The sequence below is a fragment of the Bacillus sp. FSL L8-0152 genome (assembly GCF_038006365.1).
Lineage (GTDB): Bacteria > Bacillota > Bacilli > Bacillales > Bacillaceae_G > Bacillus_A > Bacillus_A cereus.
The window spans coordinates 430350-455651 of sequence record NZ_JBBOVB010000001.1 but is presented as its reverse complement, the minus strand read 5'-3'; the positions used below and the strand labels follow the sequence as shown (position 1 = coordinate 455651).

The window sequence follows — 25302 nt, the reverse complement described above, 5'->3', positions numbered from 1 at the left end:
TTTTCTTAGTGAATGATTTTACTTCCTTTTGCATTCTCAACAAATTTTTCACTTGATTTGTTAATTGGTGTTTTCAGTAATAACGCAGCAACAATCATAACTACTACGAAAACACTTAACACAAGTAAGTCTCTTATTACGATATCCCAAAGCATTCCGCCAACCGTTTCACGAATTGCACTAATTGCGTATGTGAACGGTAAGAACGGATAAATTGCTTGGAAGAACGCTGGTGTCATTTGGATTGGGAATGTTCCGCCCGATCCTGCTACTTGTAGTACAAGTAAAATGATCGCCATCGATTTCCCAACATTTCCGAAAATAGAAACGAGTGAGTATACGATACAAACGAAGACTCCACCAATAAATAAACTAAATAACACAAACCAGAACTTATCGACTACGTACGTACCGAGTAAGAATATATCTCCCATCGATACGATAAACGCTTGTGAAAGACCTATCGTTAAGAATGTTAATAAACGTCCGAAGTAAATTTCATGGCTCTTATAATTCGCGCCCTCTTCGTGTACTTCTACTGTTAATAATGAAACCATTAATAATGCGCCTACCCATAATGCAAGCACTGTATAGAATGGTGACATTGCTGAACCGTAGTTCGGCATCGCAAATAATTTATTCTCTTTTAAATTTACTGGATTCGCAAAGTAATCACTTTGCTTTTCAACATCATTTTTCAATAAACGTATGATGTCTTTTAAATCCTCTTCAGATTCAAAATCACGAATTTTATCTGCTAATTCTTTAATCTTTTTCTCAGTAGCTGGCATTTCAGCTTTAATGTCTGCTAATTTCTTTTTACCATCTACTAAGCCTTTTGATGAATCTTCTAGTAATTTTTTAACATCTGGAAGCTTTTTGTCTGCCTCTTTTAAAATTTGAGATGTGTTTTTAGACATCTCTTTTGTGCGAGCAATTGCTGCATTGAAATTTGGAGTGATTTCTGAGTCATATTTAGCTAAAATGTCACCAATTTGACCCGAAACACTTTTAGACACTTGATTAATACTTTCAATAACATCAGCTGCTGGTTTTTGACCTTTATTAATAGCGTCAATTCCTTTATCAGTTAACTCCATTCCTTTTTGCAAACCATCTTTTGCTTTATTTAACTTAGAAATTGTACCATTAAGGTTTTTATCACTATTCACATCAGCTAACACTTTATTTGTACTTTCCAGAACTGGAATCATGTCATTAACTAAATTCCAACTTGCTTTAAACTGCCCATTTAATTCATTTAAGGCTACTTTTGTAGAATCTAAGCCGTTAACACCTTTATTACTTAAATCTTCTTTTGCCTTTTCAAGACTGGTTTTTAGTTTTGCATAATCCGCTACAGCCTGATCATAGTTCTCTCTACCATTGTTTAATATCTCATTAGCCTTATTTATATCTTGATTTAAATTGCCTCTAAGCTGCTGAGCATCTTCTTTTACATTGTCAGCCTTATTTTTCAATTGCTCAGCTGTGCTTACTGCTTTTTCAAAATCTGCTACAAACGTCGCATTATAATCTGCTTCTGCTTGATTTACCAAGTTATTTATTGCATCTAACTTTTTATTAGCAGCATCTCTGACATCTTGTTTCACTTCTTGCCCTGTACCAATAATATTAGCGATATCTTTAACGCCGCCATTTGCATTTTCTATAGCTGATTTAAGATTCGTTAATTTATCTATTCGTTTTTGGAAGAAGTCTTTTCCAGAATCAGTTGGTGCAAATTCCTTAAATTTAGTAAAGACATCAATTAAATATGAAACACTATCTGCACGACCTTGAAGATTTTCAGAAACCTTATTAAGGTCTTGTTTTGCTTTTTCTGGATCAAAATTACCATTTTGCAATCCGTTTATAACGCCTTGTGCATAAGTTGTTCCGACACGTATTGAACTAAAAACATTATTTACAGTTTGATTAATATTTTTAGCAATATTTTTATATCCCTCGCCATTCACTTGCGGTAACTCTGGAAGTGTTGGTATTTGCGGGATGGTTATATTCGGTAAGTCTGGGAACTTGGATGGATCTGGAAGTGCCAGATTGAAATCCAATGATGGATTCTTTAAGAAATCCGTAATTGCCGCGGCACCATCTAAACCTTTTTGCATTACCATTAAATTATTCTTAATAGTTCCCGGAGCGCGATTCAATGTTTCATCATTTCTCGCAAAGAATTTATCTAAATTCCCTAACGCTTCTTGCCCATCATTCATAACAATCTCTACAACTGGCAACTCTTTTTGCGCTACTTTCACAACATCTTCTGCTCGAGTTGCATCATCTAATGCCTTATCCATAAGTGTATTCATTTCTGGGAACTGCGCTTCTAACTTAAATACAAGATCTTTTACTTTTTCGATACTTGGTAAGTTTGTTTCTAAATCGATTCCAAGGTCATTGAAAATTTTAAAAATCTCACCGTTTGCTGTTTTTACAAAGTTTTTACTAATTTCTTCTGTAATACCTGATGCACCTTTTGCTGTAATCTTCGGTGCAATCGCGTTTACTTTTTCATTCACATAGTAATCCAGTTCTGGTTTTTTAGGATTTTCATCCAGAACAGTTGCAATTTTTTCAGAGAAGTCTTTTGGAATCGTAATACTTGCATAATAATCCCCACGCTCAACTCCGTAAATCGCTTGTTTTTCATCTACAAATTTCCAGCCAAGATTTTTGTTTTTCTTAAGGGAGTCTACAATCTCTTTCCCGATATTAATATCTTTCCCTCTTAAATTAGAACCTGCATCTTGGTTAGAAACTGCAATGGGAACCTCTTTTGTATTTCCATACGGATCCCAAGAAGCTTTAATGTTAAACCATGCATATAACGATGGTAAAATCATTAATCCTAAAACAATAACAATTGCAGCCCAATGTTTGGCTACATTCCGTAAATCTGTCTTATAAATACGCCAAATCTGTTTCATAGAAGTTATCACCTAATTATATATTTTTCCTTCTTTAGAAAATGATACATGCATTTTGCAATTATATCACTTTCTACATCGTGTATTAACCAAAAACGTACTATTTTTTCCCATTAACTTTCACTTACTTTATTATATAACGAAGTGAGTCAAAGCATGAATACAAAATGACCAAATCGGTTTTACATTCAATAATAACAAATATATATGAAATGTCATAAAAAATACAAGTATTTTCTCTTGGAAATACTTGTATTCCTAAAAAAAATCCTCACAGCTTTTATTCTCTGTGAGGATTTCTTCTATTATATATCCAATTGAACCTCTACACCGAAATGATCTGAAATTACATTTCTGTTTGTACCATTAAAAATAACTTTTGAAGAATGAACTTTTTTACTTTGGTTACACAATATTAGATCTATTCGCAAATTATGTTTATTTTCATCCCAACCAGCAATCTCGCCTTGGACAGTCGTTCCTTCATCCTTCTCTATTGCTAATTCATATGTGTCATACAACCCTTTTTGCATCATATACTCATAACCTTCGCCTTCCAAGCGAGCATTGTTATTAAAATCCCCCATTAAGAAGGCGAGCTTATTGCTATCTACACGCCCCATCAAACGATTGATTTGACCTTTGAATGACTCTTCTTCATCATTCCACCAACCGAGATGGCAAGAGTAAAACGTTATATCTTTACCATTATAAGCAATTGTTGTACTTACAATTTTACGTGTTTTCCAATACGTTGTATCCTCGTTTTCTGAAATGAAGAACGTATCTTCTTTTATAATATTATGCTTCGTTATAATCGCTAATCCTTCTTCATACACGTCATAACCAATATGAGAGAAATCCCAAGTAATATTGTAATCTTTTACATGTAGTGCTTTTAACTCTTCTAATAGTAAAAGTCCAAAATTATCTTCTTTCTTGTTACCGCATACATTTTCAGCTTGTATGGACTGACTTACTTCTTGCAATGCGATGACATCGTACTCTTCTTCTTGAATTACTTTAGCAAGGTATTTTATCTTTTCTATTTGATTCTCTTCTTGCCAAGAATGACAGTTTAAAGTTAGCAATTTCATATTATTACGCACCTAACATATCTTGAATGTCTGACTTTAATACGTCAGCTTTCGGACCATATACCGCTTGTACACCTTTATCTTTTACAATAAGCCCTAAAGCACCATTTTGTTTCCACTGTGCTTCTGGTGCAACAACATCTAAGTCTTTTACTGTTACACGTAAGCGTGTCATACAAGCATCTACGTCAGCAATATTTTCTTTTCCACCTAATAAATCGATAACTTTTGTTGCTAATGAACCATCTTGTACATTTCCTGTTCCTTCTGATGCCTCATCTTCATTATCAATATAGTTACCTGCACGCCCTGGTGTTGGTAAGTTGAATTTTTTAATTAAGAAATTAAATAGTGTAAAGTTAAGACCGAAGAACACTAATGAAACAATAACAAAGTTGATTAAGTCTCTTGTTAAACCTGCGTTAACCATCATTGGTGTACGAGTAATTAACTCAATAAATCCAAATGCATGAACACGTAAGTTAATTAAATCAGCTAACGCGAATGCAAGTCCTGTTGTAATAGCATATACAACATATAATACTGGAGCAATAAACATGAACATGAATTCAATTGGTTCTGTTACACCTGTTAAGAATACTGCTAATGCTGCTGATAAAAACATTGGTTTATATTTTGCACGCTTTTCTTTATCAACGTTACGGAACATCGCAAATGCAATCCCCATTAACGCTGCTGTTGAGCCGATAACTTGTCCAGCTTTGAAACGAGCTGGTACAACGTTATTTAATAAATCGTTATATGCCTTCGTATCTCCATTTGCCAATAAATTATTTAAATCTGTAATCCATGCAAGCCATAATGGATCTTGTCCTGCTACAACTTGTCCAACTTTTGAACCAGTTAGCATCGTATATGTTCCGCCTAGCTCTGTATAGTTCATCGGAATCGTTAACATATGGTGTAAACCAAATGGTAATAATAAACGCTCTAACGTTCCATATACAAACGGTGCAACAACTGGTGCACTATCTTTTGAAGCTGCAATCCAGCGACCAAATTCATTTAACCCACTTTGGATGAATGGCCATAGAAGTGATAATACAATCGCAGTAACCGTAGACCAAAGAATTACAACGAATGGTACAAATCGTTTTCCATTAAAGAATGCTAATGCCTGTGGCAGTTTATTATAGTTATAATATTTGTTATATAGATTAGCTCCTAAGAAACCTGTGATAATCCCCACGAAAACTCCCATGTTTAATGCTGGTGCACCAAGTACAGAAGTAAAGTAATCTTTTACAAGTAAATCTCCTGCTATTACTGAAGAAACTGTCGCTTTTGAATCCGCTAACATTTGAGCGTTTACGCCAAATATAGCTCCTGTAATTCGGTTTGTTAAGACGAATGCTAATAGCGCTGCAAATGCACCACCTGCACGATCCTTCGCCCAAGATCCCCCAATTGCTACTGCGAATAAGATGTGTAGATTTGTAATGATTGCCCAACCGATGTCTTCCATTACGCGAGCAATTGTATGAACTGCGTTAACATCCCCAGCAGACATACCAATTAACTTACCGATGGAAATCATTAAACCAGCTGCTGGCATTACGGCTACAACAACTAATAACGCTTTCCCGAACTTTTGCCAAAAATCAAAAGACGTAATTTTCATCTGTTCTTCCTCCCCTTTATTTATAACAACATAATGATTTAAATTATAATTTCTGTTCCCTTTATGAAAACGATTCCTTATGTTACTTTATTTTTATCTTTACGCAACCGTTTTCATAAATCTATTTTAATAAAAGCGTTTTCACTTTGCAATAGAAATTTATTTTTTTTCATAAAAAAAGGATGCTCAAAGAGCATCCTTTTTTATTATGAAATGCGATAAACCCTTGTTTCATAAGGTTTTAAAGCAATTGTTGTTACTTCTTCATGTTCCGCAACTTCATAGTTATTTAAAAGCAAACGTTTGCGTTCTAGTGCAAATAAATCCTCATTATACACTGCTTCCTCTTTTGAGATATTACTAATTACAATGACTTTTTCATCCTGTAACGTACGTGTATATGCATAAATTTGTGGATCGTCTTCTAAAAGTAAATCGTACGTACCATAGTTCAGTACATCGTGCTCTTTTTTCAGGGCAATCATTTTCTTATAGAAATTGAAAATAGACTTTTCTTCATTTTTTTGCTTTTCAACATTAATTTCTTTGTAATTTGGATTCATGCTAAACCAAGGTGTACTTGTTGTGAAACCAGCATTCATCTCATCATTCCACTGCATAGGTGTACGTGAATTATCGCGGCAAGAAGCCCATATAATCTCCATCATATCTTGATGTGGTACGCCCTCTGCAATTTTCTCGCGATATAAGTTTTTAATTGCTACATCATCGTAATCTTCAATATTTGGTAACTGAACATTTGTCATACCAATTTCTTGTCCTTGATAAATAAACGGTGTACCGTGCATAAAGAAATACATCGCTCCTAGAGCTGTTGCACTTTCACGCCAATATTGTTTATCATCTCCCCATGTTGAAACGATACGTGGTTTATCGTGATTTTCAATATATAAAGCGTTCCATCCTTTATTCTCTAATCCTTTTTGCCATTTCGTTAATACTTTTTTCAATCCTACAACATCAAGGTCTTTCTTCTTCTCTGCATCCCATAAACTTAAATGTTCAAACTGGAATACCATATTGAACTTACCTTGCTCTTCTCCAACCCAAAGCTCAGCATCTTCAATCTTAACGCCATTTGCTTCACCAACAGTCATAATATCGTACTTAGAGAATGTATTTTCTTTTAGCTCTTCTAATAAAGGTTGAATACCTTTCACATTCATATGTTTATCAAAAGATGGCACATATTTTAACTCTTTTGGATTTGGCATATCCTTAAGGCCTTCTTCTTTTTTAATATGACTGATCGCATCAACGCGGAAACCATCAATACCTTTATCAAGCCACCAATTAACCGTATCATATAGTACTTCGCGAACTTCTTTATTCTCCCAGTTCAAATCTGGTTGTTTACGTGAGAATAGATGTAAATAATATTGTTCTGTTTCTTCATCATATTCCCATGCCGAACCATTAAAAATACTTTCCCAGTTGTTTGGCTCCGCACCATCTTTACCATCATGCCAAATATACCAATCACGCTTCGGATTATCTTTAGATGAACGTGATTCAATAAACCATGGATGTTCATCACTCGTATGATTAATAACTAAATCAATAATAAGCTTCATATCACGCTTATGAACTTCATCTAGTAAAGCATCAAAGTCTGCCATTGTACCAAACTCATCCATAATATCTTGATAATCACTAATATCATAACCATTATCATCATTAGGTGACTTATACATTGGACAAATCCAAATTACATCTATACCTAAATCTTTTAAATAATCCAGTTTTGCAATAATACCTTGTAAATCTCCAATACCATCACCATTTGAATCCATAAAGCTTCGTGGATAAATTTGATAAGCAACTGCTTCTTTCCACCATGTCTTATTCATAGTCCTTCTCTCCTTTTGCATCCCATCGGAATTTTATGCAAACGTTTTCGTAACACTATCATAACAAAATATGAACAGTTTGCAACTGTTTTCATTGAACTCTATGTAGATTCTTTATTCTTATGCTTTATTTATTTCTCACAAAGGTAAATCTCATTCTCCACCTCTCCTTGTCCACGCGTATTACAGACATTTTTCATATATTAATAAAAAGCTCTGATTATTTTAGAAAGGAGTAATAAATTGAAGCAAACAAAATTAACAGGTCGTATCGTTGTTCCCACAGATCCTGACTACAATGTAGCCCGAATGAATTTAAATTTAAGTATTCCAAAACTCCCTTGTATTATTGTTTTTTGTCAAAATAGCAAGGATATCTGTAACGCCTTAAAATGGGCACGTGAACGTCATATACCATTTCGGTTAAGAAGTGGACGTCATAGCTATGAAAATTTTTCTCTTTTAAATAGAGGACTTATTATTGATGTGAGTGAAATGCATCGCATTACTGTTAATACAGAGAAATTAACAGCAACAATTGAGGCTGGTGCAAATCTTGGCACTGTTTATAAAGAACTTTGGAATTACGGTGTTACAATTCCTGCTGGTACAAGTTCAAGCGTTGGAGTTGTTGGATTAGCACTTGGCGGTGGTATTGGTATGCTTTCGCGCTTATTTGGATTAACATGTGATCAATTAATGGAAGTGGAAATGGTACAAGCGTGTGGAAAATTTGGTGCAAAACTCATTCGTGCAAATGAACAAGAAAACTCTAACCTTTTTTGGGCATGCCGTGGTGGCGGTGGTGGAAACTTCGGAATTGTCACTTCCTTAACTTTTCGAGTCCACCCGATAAAAAATGTATCAATTTTCTCAATTACATGGGAATGGGAAGACTTTATTGCTGCATTTCAAGCGTGGCAAAACTGGGCACCTTATATAGATGAACGTCTCACTTCATCGATCGAATTATTCGCCAAGCAACGAAATAAAATTGAAGCACAAGGCGAGTTTGTCGGTTCTCCCTCTGAACTCCATTCCCTATTATCCCCTCTTCTTGAAACTGGTAGCCCCTCTCTCTTTATAGAAGAAGTTCCTTATATAAAGGCTGTCGAATTTTTTAATGGCGGTAACATCCCTGAAAATTTCAAGCGCTCTGGTTCCTATGTCTATAAACCTATTCCCCTTAAAGGCATTCAAATCATGCAATACTTTCTTTCTCATGCACCAAATAAAGATGCTAGTATTTGGCATCAATCGCTCATAGGTGCTGTTGAAAATATTTCGCCGAATGAAACGGCTTATTTTCATCGTAAAGCAATTATTGCTCAAGAATACATTACCTCTTGGAAATGCGATGATGAAGAAAATCAAAATATACGCTGGGTTAAAGATTTACGAGAAAGCTTAGATCCTTATACACTAGGTGACTATGTGAACTGGCCCGATATCGACATTAAAAATTGGCAAACTAGTTATTATGGCTCTAACTTTCACAGATTGCGTAAAGTAAAAACCATGTATGATCCTTGTGATGTTTTTCATTTCCAACAAAGTATTCCTCCTTTTCATACGTGAAACAAGGGGATAACATAAAAAATCATCCAATATACCGTTACCTTGCAGTATGTTGGATGATTCAAGTTGATTTTCTATATCGTTTCAAATTATTGCTCCTACTCATAAACTTTTACTTACAGATTAATTGTACTTCGTATCATTTTCATGCAATAAATGTAATTTAATATCTGGTACTTTATCTTTTTCAATACCATTATTATAAGAAACAGGAACTTGAAATTCGAATTGTTTTGTCTCGTGTTTTTGTAAATAGACTGGTTTCGGTACTGGATAGCTTTTTGAATTCTCGTTTGCATTATCATATAAAACAACTTTTAATGCTTGTGAATGATTACGATAATTTTTTAAAGTAACAATGCACTTCGGTTGGATATTATCTCCATTTTTCTCCATACTACACTGGCTATCTTCTTTTTTATATTCTATTGCTTCTACCCCTGTTTTTCCTGCGTAGTACCATGTTTTATTCAATGTCTGGATGATGTTATTTAAAATAAACGGCATCATTACAATCAATATACTAATGCCTACTACTTTTATCTTATTCATTTTTCTAAATGTACTAGACTCCTTTTTTCCTAGCCATTTTAAAAATAATATAAATGCAATTACATGTAGTATGAAAGAAACAATCAATATATTTGAGACTTTATAATTCATATAAACATACGTATGTATCGGAACCTTATAGACATTGAATAGTTTTTCCCCAATTAATTCATTATCATTTGGAATTTTTAATAATAACAAAACCCCTATACTGTAACAAATAGCTACTAATCGATCATACTCAATACGAATCATTCTTTCTCCCCTTCACTTTGTTTTTTATTATCGATTTTAGCTATTATTACCATACTATACAATCTTTTTATAGAGGATAACGTAAAAAAGTTCCTTATAAATATATAAAGAACCTTATTAATATACATTATGAATTAAAAAATTAATATACAATTTTCACATTGAGATTTCTTCAAAATATGTTGGATTGTGTATTGTAATTTTTTTATCTAAAATTGTAACAATGCTATCATTTTTTAATTGTTTTAATACGCTGCTAACTGTCTCTCGAGATGTTCCAGATATTTTGGATATTTCAATTGTTGTAAGTGGACATGAAATTACAATCTTTTCCCCACTCTGTTCTCCTAAATCCTGCATTAAATAATTTAACGTTTGGATAACACGATCTTGTGCATTAGGAATTGTAATATTTTGCACTCGATTTTCATTCAATTTTAATATAGATGATAATTGCTGAACAACGTACATCAATTGCGTTCTGCTGGATTTTACCATATCTTCAAAGATTACCGTTGGAATATAATATACCTCCACATCCGTCATTGCTTCTGCTGTATAGCTATATCCTCTGTCTGTAAACATACCACCATAAGGAAAAATAGAATACCGCTTTACATAGTCATCGTATAATAAGTTCCCATTTTGATTAACCCGCTCTAACTTTACAAAACCATCTAACATGAAGTAAATTCTTTCCCTTGAATCCCCTTCTAAAAATAAAAATTGACCTTTTTTATAAGTTCGCCAATAAACAAACTCTGTTAAGCCTTTCAATTTTTTTTCTGTTAAATGAGCAAATAATTCGAACTGCTTTAAGTCTTTCACTACGTTCCGTCTATTCATAAAATTCCCTCTCTCTTGCTGTATGTTGGAGCGAAAAATCAAGAAAGCGTATTCAATTTGAATTTTATCATAATTAACTTGTATATTCAGATTTCATCATGAAAACTTTATGAACAATGAATACAAAAAATATTAATAAATAAAAAGAATGAAGTTACTAACTCCATTCTTTTTTAATACTAAGTAGCGTACATAATAATTTTAAACACACATGCATACATTCTGTTTTGAAATAATAGTACCGGCTTTTTCTTCTAGTGCTTCATATACTTTTTCTAAAGACGTAATAATTGTTTTTCTTTTTGGATTTGTATTAACAAAATTAATAGCAGCTTCAATTTTTGGAAGCATGCTTCCCGCAGCAAATTGTTGTTCTTCAATATATTCTTCTAATTGATTTACTGTGACATACTCTAATTTTTTTTGATTCGGTTGATTATAATTTACATACACATGATCAACTGCAGTTAAAATAACGAGCGTATCGGCATCTACTAATTCTGCTAATTTCTGCGCAGCGAAATCTTTATCGATAACCGCTTCAGTTCCTTTTAACCCTTCTTCAGAATCAATTACTGGAATTCCACCTCCGCCCACAGCTATCACTATGTTTCCATCTTCGACCAAAGAATTAATCACTTTATGTTCATGAATACTTACAGGCTTCGGTGATGGAACAACACGTCTCCATCCTCTACCAGCATCTTCTTTAAATACTGCTTTTGTTTCATCCATTAATCTTCTGGCCTCTTCTTCTGTATAAAAAGGACCAATTGGTTTAGTTGGATTTTTAAATGCCTCATCTTTTTTATCCACAACAACACGTGTTATAACCGTTGCTACATCTTTGTTTATATTCCGTTTTTTCAATGCCTTTTCAATTGCATTTTCCATCCAATATCCAATCATCCCTTGGCTCATTGCCCCACAAGTATCTAATGGCATTGCAGGTGTCTTTTCCGTTTCTGCAGCTTTTTGCTGTAATAAAATATTCCCCACTTGCGGGCCATTTCCATGCGCAATTACTATATCCACATCATTTTCCATTATTTTCACAAGTTGTTCCGCCGTTTTTTCCAACGCTTCTTGCTGCGCTCCCGCAGTAGCCTCTCCAGACTGTATCGCATTTCCCCCTAGTGCAACTACAATTTTTCTTCGTACCATATTTCAGCCCTCCAGTTCATTTCGCTTTCACAGCGCTTTATAAAGTAATACTGCCTGTAATTAATCCATAAATCGCAAAGAATGCTAAAGCACCAATTGCTACGGATGATGCTAATTCCACTCGAGTAAATATTTGCTTCGAACTCTTTTGCTTTTGAACATTGTAAAAAATAAAAATACCTGGCGCATATAAAGTCATTGTTAATAATAAATACTCTAAACCGGCTGCATAAACTAACCACACGCCATAAATACTTGCGATCAAGCCAATTATTATATTTTTATTTCGATCTGCTTCTTCAGACTTTAAGCTATGCTTCAGTTGATAAAATGCTGAAAAAGCATATGGGATTAAAATAGCTGAAGATGCTAAAGAGAATGCAAAGTTATACGCCTGATCAGAAACGACGAATGTTAACAAGAATATTTGTATTAAACCATTTGTTATCCATAATGAATTTACTGGAGCCTTATTTTTATTTTCTTTTGCGAACCATTTTGGAAATACTCCATCTTTAGCCGCTAAATATGGAATTTCAGAAGCGAGCAAAGTCCAACCTAACCAAGCACCTAATACAGAGATGACCAAACCTAAATTTATAAAGATAGCACCCCATTTTCCAACAACACTTTCAAATAAATAAGCCATAGCTGGATTTTTCAAACCAGCAATATCTGCTTGCTGCATAAGTCCAAGAGACAATAATGTGATTAAAATGTAAATGATGAGTGTACCAATTAAACCAATAACCGTTGCTTTCCCTACATCACTTCTATTTTTTGCTCGACTGGATAAAACAACAGCCCCTTCTACCCCAATAAATACCCATAGAGTTACAAGCATTGTACTTTTAACTTGGCTGCCAACTGCTCCCCATGAAAAAGAACCAGTTTGCCCCCAAAATCCATCTAAGAATGTATCAATATGAAACGCGAAGATTCCTATGACAATAAATACAAATACAGGTACTAATTTTGCGATTGTAGTTACTAAATTCACAAGTGCTGCTGATTGAACTCCACGTAAAATTAACATGTGAACACACCACAATAATACGCTTGCACCAATAATGGATTCTACATTTTGACCGCCTTCAAAGATCGGGAAGAAATATCCTAATGAAGAAAATAATAATGTACCGTAAGCTACATTCCCAAGCCAAGCAGATAGCCAGTATCCCCATGCACTATTAAATCCCATAAAATTACCAAACCCTGCTTTTGCATAGCTAAAAATACCACCATCTAAATCTGGCCGTTTTACAGTTAGATTTTGAAAAGATAATCCAAGTGCAATCATCCCAATTCCTGTTATAACCCAGCCAATAATAATGGCTCCAGCACCAGCACCTTTTGCCATATCACTCGCTAAATTAAAGGCTCCACCGCCAATCATAGACCCAACTACAAGAGCCGTTAGTGTAAACAACCCTAATTTCTTATCTTCACCCATTCCACTCACCTCTCTTTAATTGTAATAACAATACAAAAGCAATAGTGAATGATAGTGTCTAAAGGAGGAGAAAGAAGAAAGGAAGACTCCCTTTCTTCTTTACTCCATGTTTCCTAAAGTAGCTGCCATAACCGCTTTAATTGTATGCATTCTATTTTCAGCTTGATCAAATACTTTTGAATGTTTACTGCGGAATACTTCGTCAGTTACCTCCATCTCTTTCAACCCATATTTCTCGTAAACTTCTTCGCCATACATCGTTTCAACATCATGAAATGCAGGTAAACAATGTAAGAAAATCACGTTTTCATTCCCTGTTTCTTTAATCATTTTCATATTTACTTGATAAGGTTTCAATAACTCGACACGTTCAGCAAATTTTTCTTCTTCCCCCATAGACACCCATACATCTGTATAAATTACATCTGCATTCGCAACAGCTTCTTCCACATTACTTGTTATCATTACCTGTTCATTATATTTTTTTGCTAAATCAATTACTTCTTGTGCAGGCCATAAAGATTCTGGTGTGCAAATACGTACATCCATTCCAACGATTGCTCCACCAACTAGTAAGCTATTAGCAACATTATTTCTTCCATCTCCAACGTAAACGAGCTTCACATTTTTCAACTTCCCTACATGTTCTCTAATTGTTAATAAATCTGCTAGTGTTTGTGTTGGATGCCACATGTCTGTTAATCCATTCCAAACTGGCACACCAGAATTTTGTGCTAAAGATTCTACAGTCTCATGATTAAATCCACGAAACTCAATTCCGTCAAACATACGCCCTAACACTTTTGCTGTATCCTCTACGGATTCTTTTTTCCCAAGCTGAATATCACCTTTCCCTAAATATTCAGGATTCGCCCCTAAATCTGTACATGCTACCGTAAATGCACAGCGCGTACGAGTGGAGGTTTTTTCAAATAAGAGCGCTACATTCTTATCTTCTAAATAATGATGCGGGATACCATTTTTCTTTTTCTCTTTTAATTCTGCTGCCAAATCTAGAAAATATAACAATTCTTCTTGTGTAAAATCTTTTTCTGCTAGAAAGCTTCTTCCTTTTAAATTTGGTCTAGTCATTAACATACTTCATCCCTACTTTCTCCGTTATTTATACTAAATATCTTTACGAACAATTGGCATACTCATGCAACGTGGACCCCCACGACCACGAGATAATTCCGAACTTAGCACTTCAATTACTTCTATACCGTGCTCCCGTAATAACGTATTGGATACATAGTTGCGATCATATGTAACAACTACACCTGGTGCGATTGCTAATGTGTTCGAGCCATCATTCCATTGCTCACGAGCAGAAGCAATTACATCTCCTCCTCCACATGGAATAAGAACTAATTCACTTAAGCCTAATACCTCTTTTAATGCTTCCATTAAAGAAGTACGATGTGTAATTTTAAGAGTTTCCTCATCTGATCCTTTTTCTAAAATATAAATATTCATATTCCCTTTTGGCCCTTGAATGGCTGGATGAATTGTAAACTTGTCATAATCAACCATTGTAAATACTGTATCTAAATGCATAAATGCTCGGCATTTTGGAATTTCTATCGCTAACACTTTCTTAATTTTATTTTGTCGGCTAAAGAGATTTTTAGCTAAACGTTCAATTGCTTTAGCTGAAGTACGAGCAGACACTCCAATCGCAATTGTTTCTTCATTTAAAATTAGCTCGTCGCCACCTTCAATTGGAAATTTATAATCACGATCTAACCAGATTGGTACATTATGTTTTGCAAATCTTGGGTGATATTTAATGATGTACTCCATGAATAATGATTCACGTCTACGCGCTGGTTCTCTCATCTTATTTATCGTTAAGCCATCGCCCACGCTAGCTGCTGGATCACGAGTAAAATATAAATTAGGCATTGGATCTAAGTAAAACGGATAATGATCTTCCATTAATTCATATAAATGTGTCTTCTTACTTGTTTCAATTTCGTTTTTCCGTACACCGCCCATAATTTTTTGAATTAATTCTTCATTTGAAAAGGAAAGTAAATATTCTTTTAAAGTTTGATGTGCAACATTTACGTCAGCCTGTCCTTCTTTTAAAATACGATCAACAAATTCTTCTCGAAGTTTTTTATCTACTAACGCCTCAGCGGCTAGTTTTTCTAAATAAAGAACTTCAACACCCCGATTGCGTAACGTTTGTGCAAAATAATCATGCTCTTTTTGAATAATTGGTAAGTATGGAATATCATCAAATAATAATTGCTGCAAATAATCTGGCGTCAAGTTTTCCACTTCTTTACCCGGTCGTTTTAATAAAACCGTTTGTAATTCCCCAATTTCTGAAGTAACATGTATCGGATGTTTCATTTGTTGTACCTCCTTTTAAATATGTTTGATGTCTTACAAGTACATAATAAATGCTCTGCACTTTTATCTTTGTGAAAGCATCCACATTATCATTGTGAAATATTAAACAAGTTATTTTTTTAAAATCATACGAATTTGTATTTTTATAACAAACTCTCTCGCTTTTTCAATAAAAAACACATATATTACGCATATATGTTGAATATTTAACTTCCGTATTTAAACAAAAATCCTGTTTTTAATTTTATTAAAAACAGGATTTTTGCATCTAAATAATTAAATTTAATCTTTCTTCTATAATCTCCCTATCTGATTTCGACTGTGAAATTATAAGGCATGTATCATTTCCACATATACATCCTATTTTTTCTTTCCAATCTAACTCATCAAATAAAACACCAATAACATGTGCATTACCAGGTAATGTTTTAATAACCATTAATTGATCTACACAATCAATTTTCACAACAACTTCTCGTAATTTTTTCTTTAACTTTATATCAGTTTGTAAATGCTCTTCTGAGAAAACTTTATATATCATTAATCCTTCTTGAGAAGGTACCTTCGTTAAGTTTAACTCACGAATGTCGCGAGAAACCGTAGCTTGTGTTACTAATACATCTTTTTTTGCTAACAATTCTACTAATCTTTCTTGCTTATCTATTTCATACTCCTTTACAAATTGTTTAATTAACCGTTGTCTTTTTTCTTTTTTCATAAAAGACACCCCTTTTAATATTATAGCTCGCTATAATTTTCATCCGAAAGGGAGAGAAAAGAATGTTGCGGAAACGTTCATAGTTTAACTGTAAATATTAAATCAAACTAAATAAAAAAGAGAAGAACAGCATTCTGTTCTTCCTTTTACATTGAAAATCGTTCAATTGTTTGTTTCAAATCAGTTGCTTGCTTCTCTAAATCTTTTAATAATTGATCGATTACTATCATATTTTTAGACTGTTGTAGCGTTACACGCGCCACTTCTTGCGAACCAGCTGACGTTTCTTCAGCAATTGCTGCTACAGCTTTTGTTTGTGCTCCTGTTTGATGAATGTGGCTCACTTGTTCATTCATATAACTACTAATTTGCTGAGTTGCATCGGCTACTTCCATAACACTTGATGACATTTCTTTTAAAATTAATTCCGTAGCTTCCCCACGTTTCGCCTCTTCTTTAGCTATTTTCACTTGTTCTGTCATTTTCATTGCAACTTGTTGTACTTCATCTTGCATATTCCGTAATAACTGAGATATGTTTCTTGCAGAATGATCACTTTCATCAGCAAGTTTACGTACTTCTTCCGCAACAACCGCAAAACCTCTTCCATGCTCTCCTGCGCGAGCTGCCTCAATAGAAGCATTTAGTGCTAATAAATTCGTTTGGCTAGCAATCGCACTCACAACAGACACAATATGTTCTACTTGTTTCATTCGTTCTTCTAACTTCTGTACATTTTGCATGGAATCTTCATTTTCTTTTGCCAATGTTTGAATACCTTGAATTAAAGACGTAAAGACACGAGTACTATGCCCTAAAGCTTGAACCATTTCTGAAGACAACGTATCAGACTGCTTCGCTTTTTCTTCTACTTCACTTGCAATAGACGTCGTTGTATCAACAGCAGAAACAATTGCTTGAATTGATGCTGCTGATTGCTCAGCGCCTGAAGAAATCTCTGCAAGAGTCTCAGATACACCTTGCGCTTGTCTCGTTGCTTCGCCTGTTTGTTTTCTAATCTGCTGTACTTGATTGTTTGTATAAGAAAATGTTGTATCAATATTTTTTACCATGCCCCTTAAGTTTCCTAACATCATATTAAATGCAACACTTAAAGATTTAATTTCATCATCTGTCTTCGGTAATGGAACATCTTCACGAATATCACCCTCAGCTGCTTTTCTTGCCGCCTCCTCTAACTTTCGAAGCGGTTTAATTAAAAATACGGCTGCTCCATATGCTAAAATTCCAGACCATACTACCCCTAATAACATAACGATAATATTATATACAGTTTGACTTACATAACTTTGAAAATAATCGTATATCACATAAATAAAAAATATACTTGTTGAATATGTAATGAGAGCTAAAACTGTAGTGAATAGCATAAGTTGTGTACGTAATCCAAAAGAAAATGTTTTCCTTTCTTTTTCCATCTTCCCTTTCCCCCTTTTTATAAGCAATATAAATACTACCTATATATTATTATCCATATTTTCATTATAGAAGGATATAGGGATTTTAAAAATTATTATTTCTTTGAATACCAAATTGCACGAAAAAATAAAGGATTCTGACAATTTGTGACTAATAACAGAAATAAGGGGCAACATTTGTAAAATATATTTTTAACTGGGGGTTTTGTATGATTCAAGTTCGAAATCTAGTAAAATCATTCGGTTCACTTGATGTGTTAAAAGGAATTGATTTAGAAGTAAAAGAAAAAGAAGTTGTTGTTTTAATTGGTGCCAGTGGTTCTGGTAAAAGTACATTACTTCGCTGTCTTAACTTTTTAGAAATGTACGATGAAGGCGAAATTCACTTACAAGGTGAGCGAATTGATCCAAAGCATTCAAATTTAAATAAAGTCCGTGAAAATGTCGGTATGGTTTTTCAGCACTTTAACCTCTTTCCTCATATGACCTCACTAGAAAACATCATAGAAGCACCTATTCACGTAAAAAAATTAGAGAAAGCAAATGCTAAGGATATTGGAAATCAACTTCTCCAAAAAGTCGGCCTTCAAGATAAAGCGGATGTAACTCCTCATCTTCTTTCAGGTGGTCAAAAACAGCGCATTGCCATTGCACGAGCTCTTGCAATGAGCCCTAAGATTATGCTATTTGATGAACCTACCTCAGCTTTAGACCCTGAACTTGTTGGAGAAGTATTGCAAGTTATGAAAGAACTTGCTGAAGAAGGGATGACAATGGTTATTGTTACTCATGAAATGAATTTCGCAAGAGACGTAGCTGATCGCGTCATCTTTATGGATGATGGAAAGATTGTAGAAGATGCTACGCCAGCACAATTCTTTTCAGCTCCATCACATGAACGAGCAAAACAATTTTTACGCAACGTTTTATAATGTAACTTCTGTTTCAAACGAAAAGGAATACATTCATACGGTGCACAACTAATCATCCAAATAAAATATTTCAATAACATACTAAAAAACCATCCGTATGATCAATATATAGGAGGGGTTTTATGAAAAGAAAACTATTAACCATTGTTGCGAGCATTACACTATGTACATCCTTCATACTAGGAGCTTGTAGCAAAGAAAGCTCTACTACTTCATCAAATGGTGAAAAAGAATTTCGCTATGCGATGAGTGGATTATACAAACCTTTTAACTATAAAGAAAATGACGGGAAACTTGTCGGCTTTGATGTAGAAATCGGTGAAGCTCTTGCTAAAAAGATGAACATGAAGGCTACGCCAGTTACAAACCCATGGGAAACGCTAATTCAAGGTCTTCAAGCGAAGAAATATGATGTAATACTGGGTAGTATGGCAATTACAGAGGAGCGCTTAAAAGCTGTTAGTTTCTCAAATACGTACTATCGTTCTGGCGCCCAAATTTTTGTAGCTAAAAAGAATACCGCTATCTCTTCTCCAGAAGATTTAAAAGGTAAGAAAATTGGTGTTGTAAAAGCTAGTACCTTTAAAAATCTTGTTGCAAAATATACAGATCAAATCACAGAATATGACAGCGATATTACTGCTCTTATGGACTTAGAGCCTGGGCGTGTCGACGCAGTAATTACGGATCAAATGGTTGGTCTACGTATGATAAAAGAAGGAAAATCAAATATAAAAGAAGCCGGAAAACCATTAAATCTTGATGAAATGGGAATTGCTATTCGCAAAGATGATAAAGAAATGGTTGAGAAAGTAAATAAAGCGTTAGATGAAATCATTAAAGATGGTACGTATGAAAAAATCAGTAAAAAATGGTTCGGGCGTAATATTCTTGGTGAAGAGGAAAAAACGAAGTAAGTAAGTTAGCCATTCAAAACATTCATAAACAGTGCCCCACTGATTAAGTGTTCATTTTATGTGGGGCATTTCATTCTCTACTAAAATCTATACAATATGAGGTGAAACGCATGTTTGAAATTTTTATCTCTACCTATCCCACACTCTTAAAAGCTACTATTGTCACATTACAATTAACATTAACTTCCCTAGTACTCGGTTCATTAATTGGATTATTATTCGCTTTCTTTCGAATCTCTAACAATAAAGTTTTAAATAGTATCGCTCATATCTATATTGCTATTATTCGTGGTACACCTTTAATCGTTCAAATCGCAATTCTCTATTTTGGCATTACATCTGTCATTGTTTTCTCCCCTTTTTGGGCAGGAGCAATCGCTTTAGCAATTCATAACGGTGCATATATTACGGAAATTTTCCGAGGATCCATTCAATCCGTCGACCGGGGACAATTGGAAGCCGCTCGCTCCTTAGGTATGCCTTACCCTTTAGCTATGCGCCGGATTATATTACCACAAGCATTTCGTCTGTCTCTTCCTCCTCTAGGAAATCAATTTATTATCGGATTAAAAGACTCTTCACTTGTCGCTTACGTAGGACTGTCCGAATTATGGGGATCAGGTTTATCAATTGCAGCAGGTAACTTCCAACAATTAGATACTTACATAATCGTTGGTGCATACTATCTCGTACTTGTTCTTCTATTTACTTATTTCGTTAATCTTTTAGAAAAACGATTACAACGAAAAGAAACTAACTCCGTCCAAATCCATAAAAAGAACAAAAAGGAAGTTTCTTTATAAGAAAAAGCAAGCCTGAGATGGCTTGCTTTTTCACTGCAAAAATATATTAATTTTACTGATTTACTTTTTTAATACTCTCGTCTTCCTCTATATGTTCCTCACGATATGAAATATTATGAGGATCTAGTCCATTTCCTAAAGAACCATAGAAATGCTCTCTATGCGGATCCACTAATTCACTTCCGTGATAATACACACGTGGTGTATTCCATAGGGCTGCTAATGCTTTTGTCATCGGCATTTCGTGATAACGTTCCGGCCACATTTCTTTAATCTTCTCTTTTACTAACGGATAGTATTTAGAGCTCATAGCAGGAAACAGATGGTGTTCTGTATGATATGAGAAATTGAAATGTAAAACGTCTACCCAGCGCGGCACTGTTACTGATAAACAGTTTGCTAACGGATCATTTACTGGAACAATTGGATTTAAGCGGTGATTTGTTGCGATATATGCCATTACAATAAAGTTAGCAATTAACAACGGAATGACATATGCAAATAACCATTTTCCAGGTCCCATAATAAACAATAAACTAATCCAAACTGTCCAAGGCAAAAGAAGTTGAAGCCATACAGATTTTTGATTGGATGACTTGAACTCTTTTATAAAATGAAAGAACATTCGAGTCGAATGCAATGTAAATTGAATTGTTAATGACAGAAAACTAAAGAATGAACGTACATGTAGAGGCATACGATATACCCAACTCAAAAACTTACTCTTCTTAAGTTTCTCAAGTGTCGGCCATGCATCCGGATCATTCTCTTCATGCTGTGTATGAACATGATGCGTTGCATTATGCCACTTTCTCCAAAGCTTTGGCCCTGTTGATAATGGCATAAATGCAATCGCGCCTAAGAAGTCACGAAGCCATGCCTTTCTTACAACAGTTCCATGTAAAATTTCATGCCCTAAAAATCCAAGTGAAGCAAAACATAATCCAAGAACAATCGCAATTCCTAGATTCGCCCACACATTCAATTCAAATACACCAATCGATATTAACCCCGCCAATGCCACAAGCAAATAAGCCAGTCCACCAAATAAACGAGTAGGCACTGGTTTAAATGCTTTTTTCGGCAAATGTGGTGATACACGTGCTGCATACCACCCAAACGTATGAAGCTCCTTCATCCTTTTGCTCCTTTCTTATGCCGCGCCTTGCGCAACTTACATATATCAATTCTTGCTTCCAGATTGATTTTACTAGATGATCCAAAAAGCATCTATTATAAGGAAAATATACTCACTCTATCGTCACTTATTTTTCGCTTTTATTATCAATGAAAAACATTTCTCTTTTTACTCTCTATCAACCTTTCCACATGATGAATCATAACAATAGAATTTCTATATTGTCAACACCTTTTATGACCTAGTAATAAAAGGTGGTTATATTTTTATAATCATACTTTATTTCACTAAAGAAAATGTATAGATTCCATAAGGATTTACCCACTATATATAGACATTTTCTTAAACGCCATAGACTCTATCTCATTCAATAACTCCCTATGTAATCAACAAACAGAATCACTTGAATTTAGTTTTATATAAATCCTACCACTTCATAATGCCCCATCTAATTAATTATATTAAAATAATTTATAACCTCTTTTAATAAAAATAGACTACTTCTAAAACAACACACATGAATTTCATATATTATGGAAATATTAAAAGGAAAATTGTTCTAAAATCAGGAGGTTTCCGCAATGACAAGTGATACATTTCCACAACTGCCGCTATCTTATTGGATTGAATCTACTCAGTTTCCTACTTTCCCTCGTTTATCCGAAAATATAAAGACAAAAGTTGCTATTATCGGTGCTGGTATTACAGGTATTACTACTGCCTATTTACTTGCAAAAGAAGGCATCGATGTTGTTTTAATTGATTCTGGTCGTATTTTAAACGGAACGACTGGGCATACAACAGCGAAAGTAACAGCACAACATGATCTTATTTATGATGAATTAATAAACCATTTCGGTGTAGAAAAGGCCGGGCTTTACTATGAATCAAATAATCAGGCTCTACAATTCATAAATGAAACTGTTCAAACATATAAAATCGACTGTAATTTCTCAAATGAAGATTCATATTTATATACAACTACCGATAACGGATTAAGAAATTTATCGAAAGAATATGAAGCTTATCAAAAATTAAATATACCTTGTGACTATGTTCAATCTCTATCGATTCCTATTCCAGTACAATCTGCGCTTATAATGAAAAATCAAGCACAATTCCATCCCCTTCTTTATTTAAAAACACTTTTAGAAAAGTTTGTGGAGATGGGCGGAAAGCTCTACGAACAAACAACAGCTATGGATGTGGAAAAGGGAGATCATCCACAAATAATTACAAAGGAGGGCCATCATATCACTTGTGAATATGTCGTCTCTTGTTCACATTTTCCTTTTTATGATGCAAATAGCTTTTTCTTTACGCGAATGTACGCAGAACGCTCCTACGCTCTTGCAATAAAAGCAAAAACGGATTATCCAGGTGGCATGTATTTAAGTATTGATGATCCAAAGCGCTCCTTACGCTATATAACAAACAATGGAGAAAAATTAATTTTGATTGGCGGAGAGAGTCATAAAACAGGACAAGGAATAAATACGATGCTTCATTATGAAGCACTCTATTCTTTTGCTGAAGCAACTTTTGGAATAGACGAGGTTCCTTATAGATGGTCAGCACAAGATTTAATCACTCTAGATAAGCTTCCTTATATCGGACATATTAACGAAAGAAATCCAAATATCTTTGTTGCAACTGGATATCGCAAATGGGGCATGACAACTGGAACTGCTGCCGCTCACCTACTGAAGGACTCCATCTTAAAAGTCCACAGTCCCTATAAAGAACTGTATGCACCATCACGCTTCCATGCAAATCCAGATATAAAAACGTTCCTCTCCCAGAACATTGATGTTGCGAAACATTTAATTGAAGGAAAGATTGAAACCGCATTACGTAAGCCAGAAGATCTCGAAGTTGGTGAAGGATCTGTCGTACATGTTAACGGTAAACGAGCAGGTGCTTATAAGGACAAAGAAGGAAATTTACATATCGTCGATACAACTTGTACACATCTCGGCTGTGAAGTTGAATGGAATAATGGTGATTGTACTTGGGATTGTCCTTGCCATGGTTCTCGTTTTTCAATTGAGGGAGACGTTCTTGAAGGCCCAGCAGATCAACCGTTAAAACGCGTTGATAATGAGTAAACAAATAAAGAAGTTCAACAGAATTACGGTTGAACTTCTTTATTTGTTATAAAACCTGTTCAGATAAATTTCGACACAGGAAGGAAAATATTAACATTAAATAAAATAATATATTCATCTACAAATTAAAAGGGGTGAATATTATGCAACCTTCAGCTCCACCTCATCTAGAATCTACAGAAACTATCTTTTCAAGCTCTATTACAAAACTTGTTGTTTTTATTTGTTGGCTAGCCATTTTAGCTGATGGATATGATTTAGGTATTTACGGTGCCGTTCTACCAAAGCTCCTAGAAGACAAAAGCTGGGCGCTATCACCAGCGCACGCTGGTACAATTGCAAGCTATGCTTTATTTGGGATGTTTATTGGGGCTATTCTAGTTGGAACGATTACAGATCTAATTGGGCGTAAATGGACGCTTATATGCTGTTTAGCACTTTTTTCTATCACAATGGGTTTAGCGGCTATCGCTTCTTCTCCTGAGTTATTTGGATTATCTCGATTTATAGGAGGAATCGGATTAGGCGGTGTTATCCCAACGGCTTCAGCACTTACTGTTGAATATTCACCAAAAAAAAGGCAATCTTTTATTTATGCTCTTATGTTTACTGGCTATCCTTTAGGTATCGTATTAGGTGCTATTTTGTCTATGTTTATGTTAGAAGATTTCGGATGGAGAATTATGTTTGGTATCGGAATGATTCCACTACTCCTCATTCCTTTCATTATTCGCTATTTACCTGAGTCCATTCAATTTTTATTATCACGTAATCGCCAAGAAGAAGTGAACCAAATTCTTAATCGTTTTCAAATTGAATTTCATGTAAAAAATAAAACTCATCAAGCTCCATCTACTATACGAAAGAAAAATGGATTTTTTACTTTATTCTCAAAAGAATACATAAAAGCAACACTACTTTTTTGGATCACTTATATAATGGGAATGTTTTTAATATACGGTTTAAACACTTGGTTACCACAGATGATGCGCCAGGCGGGATATCCTCTTGGATCTAGTCTGTCTTTTCTACTTATGCTAAATATTACCGCAGCTGTTGGTGCGTTATTCGCTGGAGCAATTGCTGATCGTATAGGCGCAAAAATTGTTATTAGCATCTCTTATCTTATGGCAGCCATATGTATCGGACTATTAACAATTAAGCCATCTGTTACAATCATTTATCTTTTAATTGGCCTTGCTGGTATTGGATCGGTCGGTATTACTCAAATATTAAATGCATATGTAACACAATACTTCCCATCACATATCCGAGCTACCTCCTTAGGCTGGGGACTGGGACTTGGCCGAGTTGGTGCAATTGCTGGCCCTATTCTCATCGGTATTATTATGACAATGCAATATGACTTAGCATGGAATTTTTACTTATTCTCCTTTGCAGGTCTTATCGCAGCTATATCTGTTTTCTTCATTCCTACAAAATAAAAAGAGCACAAACTTACTGAAGTGACCCCTAA

General features: G+C 34.5%; 18 protein-coding genes and 2 pseudogenes. 6 read left to right on the top strand and 14 right to left on the bottom strand.

Annotation, left to right across the window (positions count from 1 at the left end):
• Nucleotides 1-5: 5 nt before the first annotated feature.
• The 4 genes from MHH27_RS02445 to MHH27_RS02430 all read right to left on the bottom strand — a co-directional run bounded on the left by MHH27_RS02445 (nucleotide 6) and on the right by MHH27_RS02430 (nucleotide 7561).
• Nucleotides 6-2951, bottom strand: a complete 2946-nt coding sequence (locus MHH27_RS02445) for a YhgE/Pip domain-containing protein (protein WP_340941547.1) — start codon at nucleotides 2949-2951, stop codon at nucleotides 6-8.
• A gap of 305 nt (nucleotides 2952-3256) precedes the next feature.
• Nucleotides 3257-4048 carry an endonuclease/exonuclease/phosphatase family protein gene (locus MHH27_RS02440; protein WP_071731322.1) on the bottom strand — a complete coding sequence of 264 codons (792 nt, stop codon included), beginning with the start codon at nucleotides 4046-4048 and terminating at the stop codon, nucleotides 3257-3259.
• A 4-nt stretch (nucleotides 4049-4052) separates the two neighbouring features.
• The gene (locus MHH27_RS02435; RefSeq protein ID WP_000705569.1) at nucleotides 4053-5690 is read right to left on the bottom strand and encodes a PTS transporter subunit IIBC; all 1638 of its coding nucleotides are present in this window, start codon (nucleotides 5688-5690) and stop codon (nucleotides 4053-4055) included.
• Nucleotides 5691-5896: 206 nt separating this feature from the next.
• Entirely contained in the window at nucleotides 5897-7561 is a 1665-nt protein-coding gene (locus tag MHH27_RS02430) for a glycoside hydrolase family 13 protein (protein ID WP_001044701.1), read from the bottom strand.
• Nucleotides 7562-7804: 243 nt separating this feature from the next.
• On the opposite strand from MHH27_RS02430, the gene MHH27_RS02425 reads away from it, so the two are divergent.
• Nucleotides 7805-9139, top strand: a complete 1335-nt coding sequence (locus MHH27_RS02425) for an FAD-dependent oxidoreductase (RefSeq protein ID WP_340941544.1) — start codon at nucleotides 7805-7807, stop codon at nucleotides 9137-9139.
• Between the two features lie 123 nt (nucleotides 9140-9262).
• On the opposite strand, the gene MHH27_RS02420 is transcribed toward MHH27_RS02425, so the two are convergent.
• The 9 genes and pseudogenes from MHH27_RS02420 to MHH27_RS31945 all read right to left on the bottom strand — a co-directional run.
• Complete coding sequence (locus MHH27_RS02420; protein WP_069354891.1) at nucleotides 9263-9946, bottom strand: hypothetical protein; 684 nt, start codon at nucleotides 9944-9946, stop codon at nucleotides 9263-9265.
• 156 nt (nucleotides 9947-10102) lie between these two features.
• On the bottom strand, nucleotides 10103-10792 hold the full coding sequence (locus MHH27_RS02415) for a Crp/Fnr family transcriptional regulator (protein ID WP_097924654.1): 690 nt from the start codon (nucleotides 10790-10792) through the stop codon (nucleotides 10103-10105).
• Nucleotides 10793-10993: 201 nt separating this feature from the next.
• Entirely contained in the window at nucleotides 10994-11956 is a 963-nt protein-coding gene (gene arcC, locus MHH27_RS02410; RefSeq protein ID WP_098236019.1) for a carbamate kinase, read from the bottom strand.
• Between the two features lie 37 nt (nucleotides 11957-11993).
• Nucleotides 11994-13409, bottom strand: a complete 1416-nt coding sequence (gene arcD, locus MHH27_RS02405; protein ID WP_000503412.1) for an arginine-ornithine antiporter — start codon at nucleotides 13407-13409, stop codon at nucleotides 11994-11996.
• 99 nt (nucleotides 13410-13508) lie between these two features.
• Nucleotides 13509-14507: an ornithine carbamoyltransferase gene (gene argF / locus MHH27_RS02400; RefSeq protein ID WP_016083685.1), complete on the bottom strand. Its 999-nt coding sequence runs from the start codon at nucleotides 14505-14507 to the stop codon at nucleotides 13509-13511.
• A 30-nt stretch (nucleotides 14508-14537) separates the two neighbouring features.
• The gene (gene arcA, locus MHH27_RS02395) at nucleotides 14538-15770 is read right to left on the bottom strand and encodes an arginine deiminase (RefSeq protein ID WP_000682331.1); all 1233 of its coding nucleotides are present in this window, start codon (nucleotides 15768-15770) and stop codon (nucleotides 14538-14540) included.
• 268 nt (nucleotides 15771-16038) lie between these two features.
• Entirely contained in the window at nucleotides 16039-16488 is a 450-nt protein-coding gene (gene argR, locus MHH27_RS02390; protein WP_000711826.1) for an arginine repressor, read from the bottom strand.
• Between the two features lie 146 nt (nucleotides 16489-16634).
• Nucleotides 16635-17207, bottom strand: a pseudogene (locus MHH27_RS31950) (methyl-accepting chemotaxis protein); the annotation flags it as partial.
• A 369-nt stretch (nucleotides 17208-17576) separates the two neighbouring features.
• Nucleotides 17577-17762, bottom strand: a pseudogene (locus MHH27_RS31945) (HAMP domain-containing protein); the annotation flags it as partial.
• Between the two features lie 374 nt (nucleotides 17763-18136).
• Here MHH27_RS31945 and MHH27_RS02380 point away from each other — a divergent pair.
• From MHH27_RS02380 to MHH27_RS02370, 3 genes are all read left to right on the top strand, one after another.
• Nucleotides 18137-18859, top strand: coding sequence for an amino acid ABC transporter ATP-binding protein (locus MHH27_RS02380; RefSeq protein WP_053565361.1), 723 nt, complete (start codon nucleotides 18137-18139; stop codon nucleotides 18857-18859).
• Between the two features lie 122 nt (nucleotides 18860-18981).
• Nucleotides 18982-19776, top strand: a complete 795-nt coding sequence (locus MHH27_RS02375; protein ID WP_340941543.1) for an ABC transporter substrate-binding protein — start codon at nucleotides 18982-18984, stop codon at nucleotides 19774-19776.
• A gap of 47 nt (nucleotides 19777-19823) precedes the next feature.
• Nucleotides 19824-20579, top strand: coding sequence for an amino acid ABC transporter permease (locus MHH27_RS02370; RefSeq protein ID WP_340941540.1), 756 nt, complete (start codon nucleotides 19824-19826; stop codon nucleotides 20577-20579).
• A 52-nt stretch (nucleotides 20580-20631) separates the two neighbouring features.
• Here MHH27_RS02370 and MHH27_RS02365 read toward each other — a convergent pair whose 3' ends face one another.
• Nucleotides 20632-21717 carry a fatty acid desaturase family protein gene (locus tag MHH27_RS02365; RefSeq protein WP_000661219.1) on the bottom strand — a complete coding sequence of 362 codons (1086 nt, stop codon included), beginning with the start codon at nucleotides 21715-21717 and terminating at the stop codon, nucleotides 20632-20634.
• Between the two features lie 581 nt (nucleotides 21718-22298).
• On the opposite strand from MHH27_RS02365, the gene MHH27_RS02360 reads away from it, so the two are divergent.
• Both MHH27_RS02360 and MHH27_RS02355 read left to right on the top strand, forming a co-directional pair.
• Complete coding sequence (locus MHH27_RS02360) at nucleotides 22299-23825, top strand: FAD-dependent oxidoreductase (RefSeq protein WP_340941538.1); 1527 nt, start codon at nucleotides 22299-22301, stop codon at nucleotides 23823-23825.
• Nucleotides 23826-23968: 143 nt separating this feature from the next.
• Entirely contained in the window at nucleotides 23969-25270 is a 1302-nt protein-coding gene (locus MHH27_RS02355; protein WP_001183092.1) for an MFS transporter, read from the top strand.
• Nucleotides 25271-25302 lie beyond the last annotated feature (32 nt).

Bases quoted from the DNA above. Each gene is read 5' to 3' on its own strand.
- MHH27_RS02445 (WP_340941547.1), bottom strand. From the start codon at position 2,951: ATGAAACAGATTTGGCGTATTTATAAGACAGATTTACGGAATGTAGCC.
- MHH27_RS02440 (WP_071731322.1), bottom strand. From the start codon at position 4,048: ATGAAATTGCTAACTTTAAACTGTCATTCTTGGCAAGAAGAGAATCAA.
- MHH27_RS02435 (WP_000705569.1), bottom strand. From the start codon at position 5,690: ATGAAAATTACGTCTTTTGATTTTTGGCAAAAGTTCGGGAAAGCGTTA.
- MHH27_RS02430 (WP_001044701.1), bottom strand. From the start codon at position 7,561: ATGAATAAGACATGGTGGAAAGAAGCAGTTGCTTATCAAATTTATCCA.
- MHH27_RS02420 (WP_069354891.1), bottom strand. From the start codon at position 9,946: ATGATTCGTATTGAGTATGATCGATTAGTAGCTATTTGTTACAGTATA.
- MHH27_RS02415 (WP_097924654.1), bottom strand. From the start codon at position 10,792: ATGAATAGACGGAACGTAGTGAAAGACTTAAAGCAGTTCGAATTATTT.
- arcC (WP_098236019.1), bottom strand. From the start codon at position 11,956: ATGGTACGAAGAAAAATTGTAGTTGCACTAGGGGGAAATGCGATACAG.
- arcD (WP_000503412.1), bottom strand. From the start codon at position 13,409: ATGGGTGAAGATAAGAAATTAGGGTTGTTTACACTAACGGCTCTTGTA.
- argF (WP_016083685.1), bottom strand. From the start codon at position 14,507: ATGTTAATGACTAGACCAAATTTAAAAGGAAGAAGCTTTCTAGCAGAA.
- arcA (WP_000682331.1), bottom strand. From the start codon at position 15,770: ATGAAACATCCGATACATGTTACTTCAGAAATTGGGGAATTACAAACG.
- argR (WP_000711826.1), bottom strand. From the start codon at position 16,488: ATGAAAAAAGAAAAAAGACAACGGTTAATTAAACAATTTGTAAAGGAG.
- MHH27_RS02380 (WP_053565361.1), top strand. From the start codon at position 18,137: ATGATTCAAGTTCGAAATCTAGTAAAATCATTCGGTTCACTTGATGTG.
- MHH27_RS02375 (WP_340941543.1), top strand. From the start codon at position 18,982: ATGAAAAGAAAACTATTAACCATTGTTGCGAGCATTACACTATGTACA.
- MHH27_RS02365 (WP_000661219.1), bottom strand. From the start codon at position 21,717: ATGAAGGAGCTTCATACGTTTGGGTGGTATGCAGCACGTGTATCACCA.
- MHH27_RS02360 (WP_340941538.1), top strand. From the start codon at position 22,299: ATGACAAGTGATACATTTCCACAACTGCCGCTATCTTATTGGATTGAA.
- MHH27_RS02355 (WP_001183092.1), top strand. From the start codon at position 23,969: ATGCAACCTTCAGCTCCACCTCATCTAGAATCTACAGAAACTATCTTT.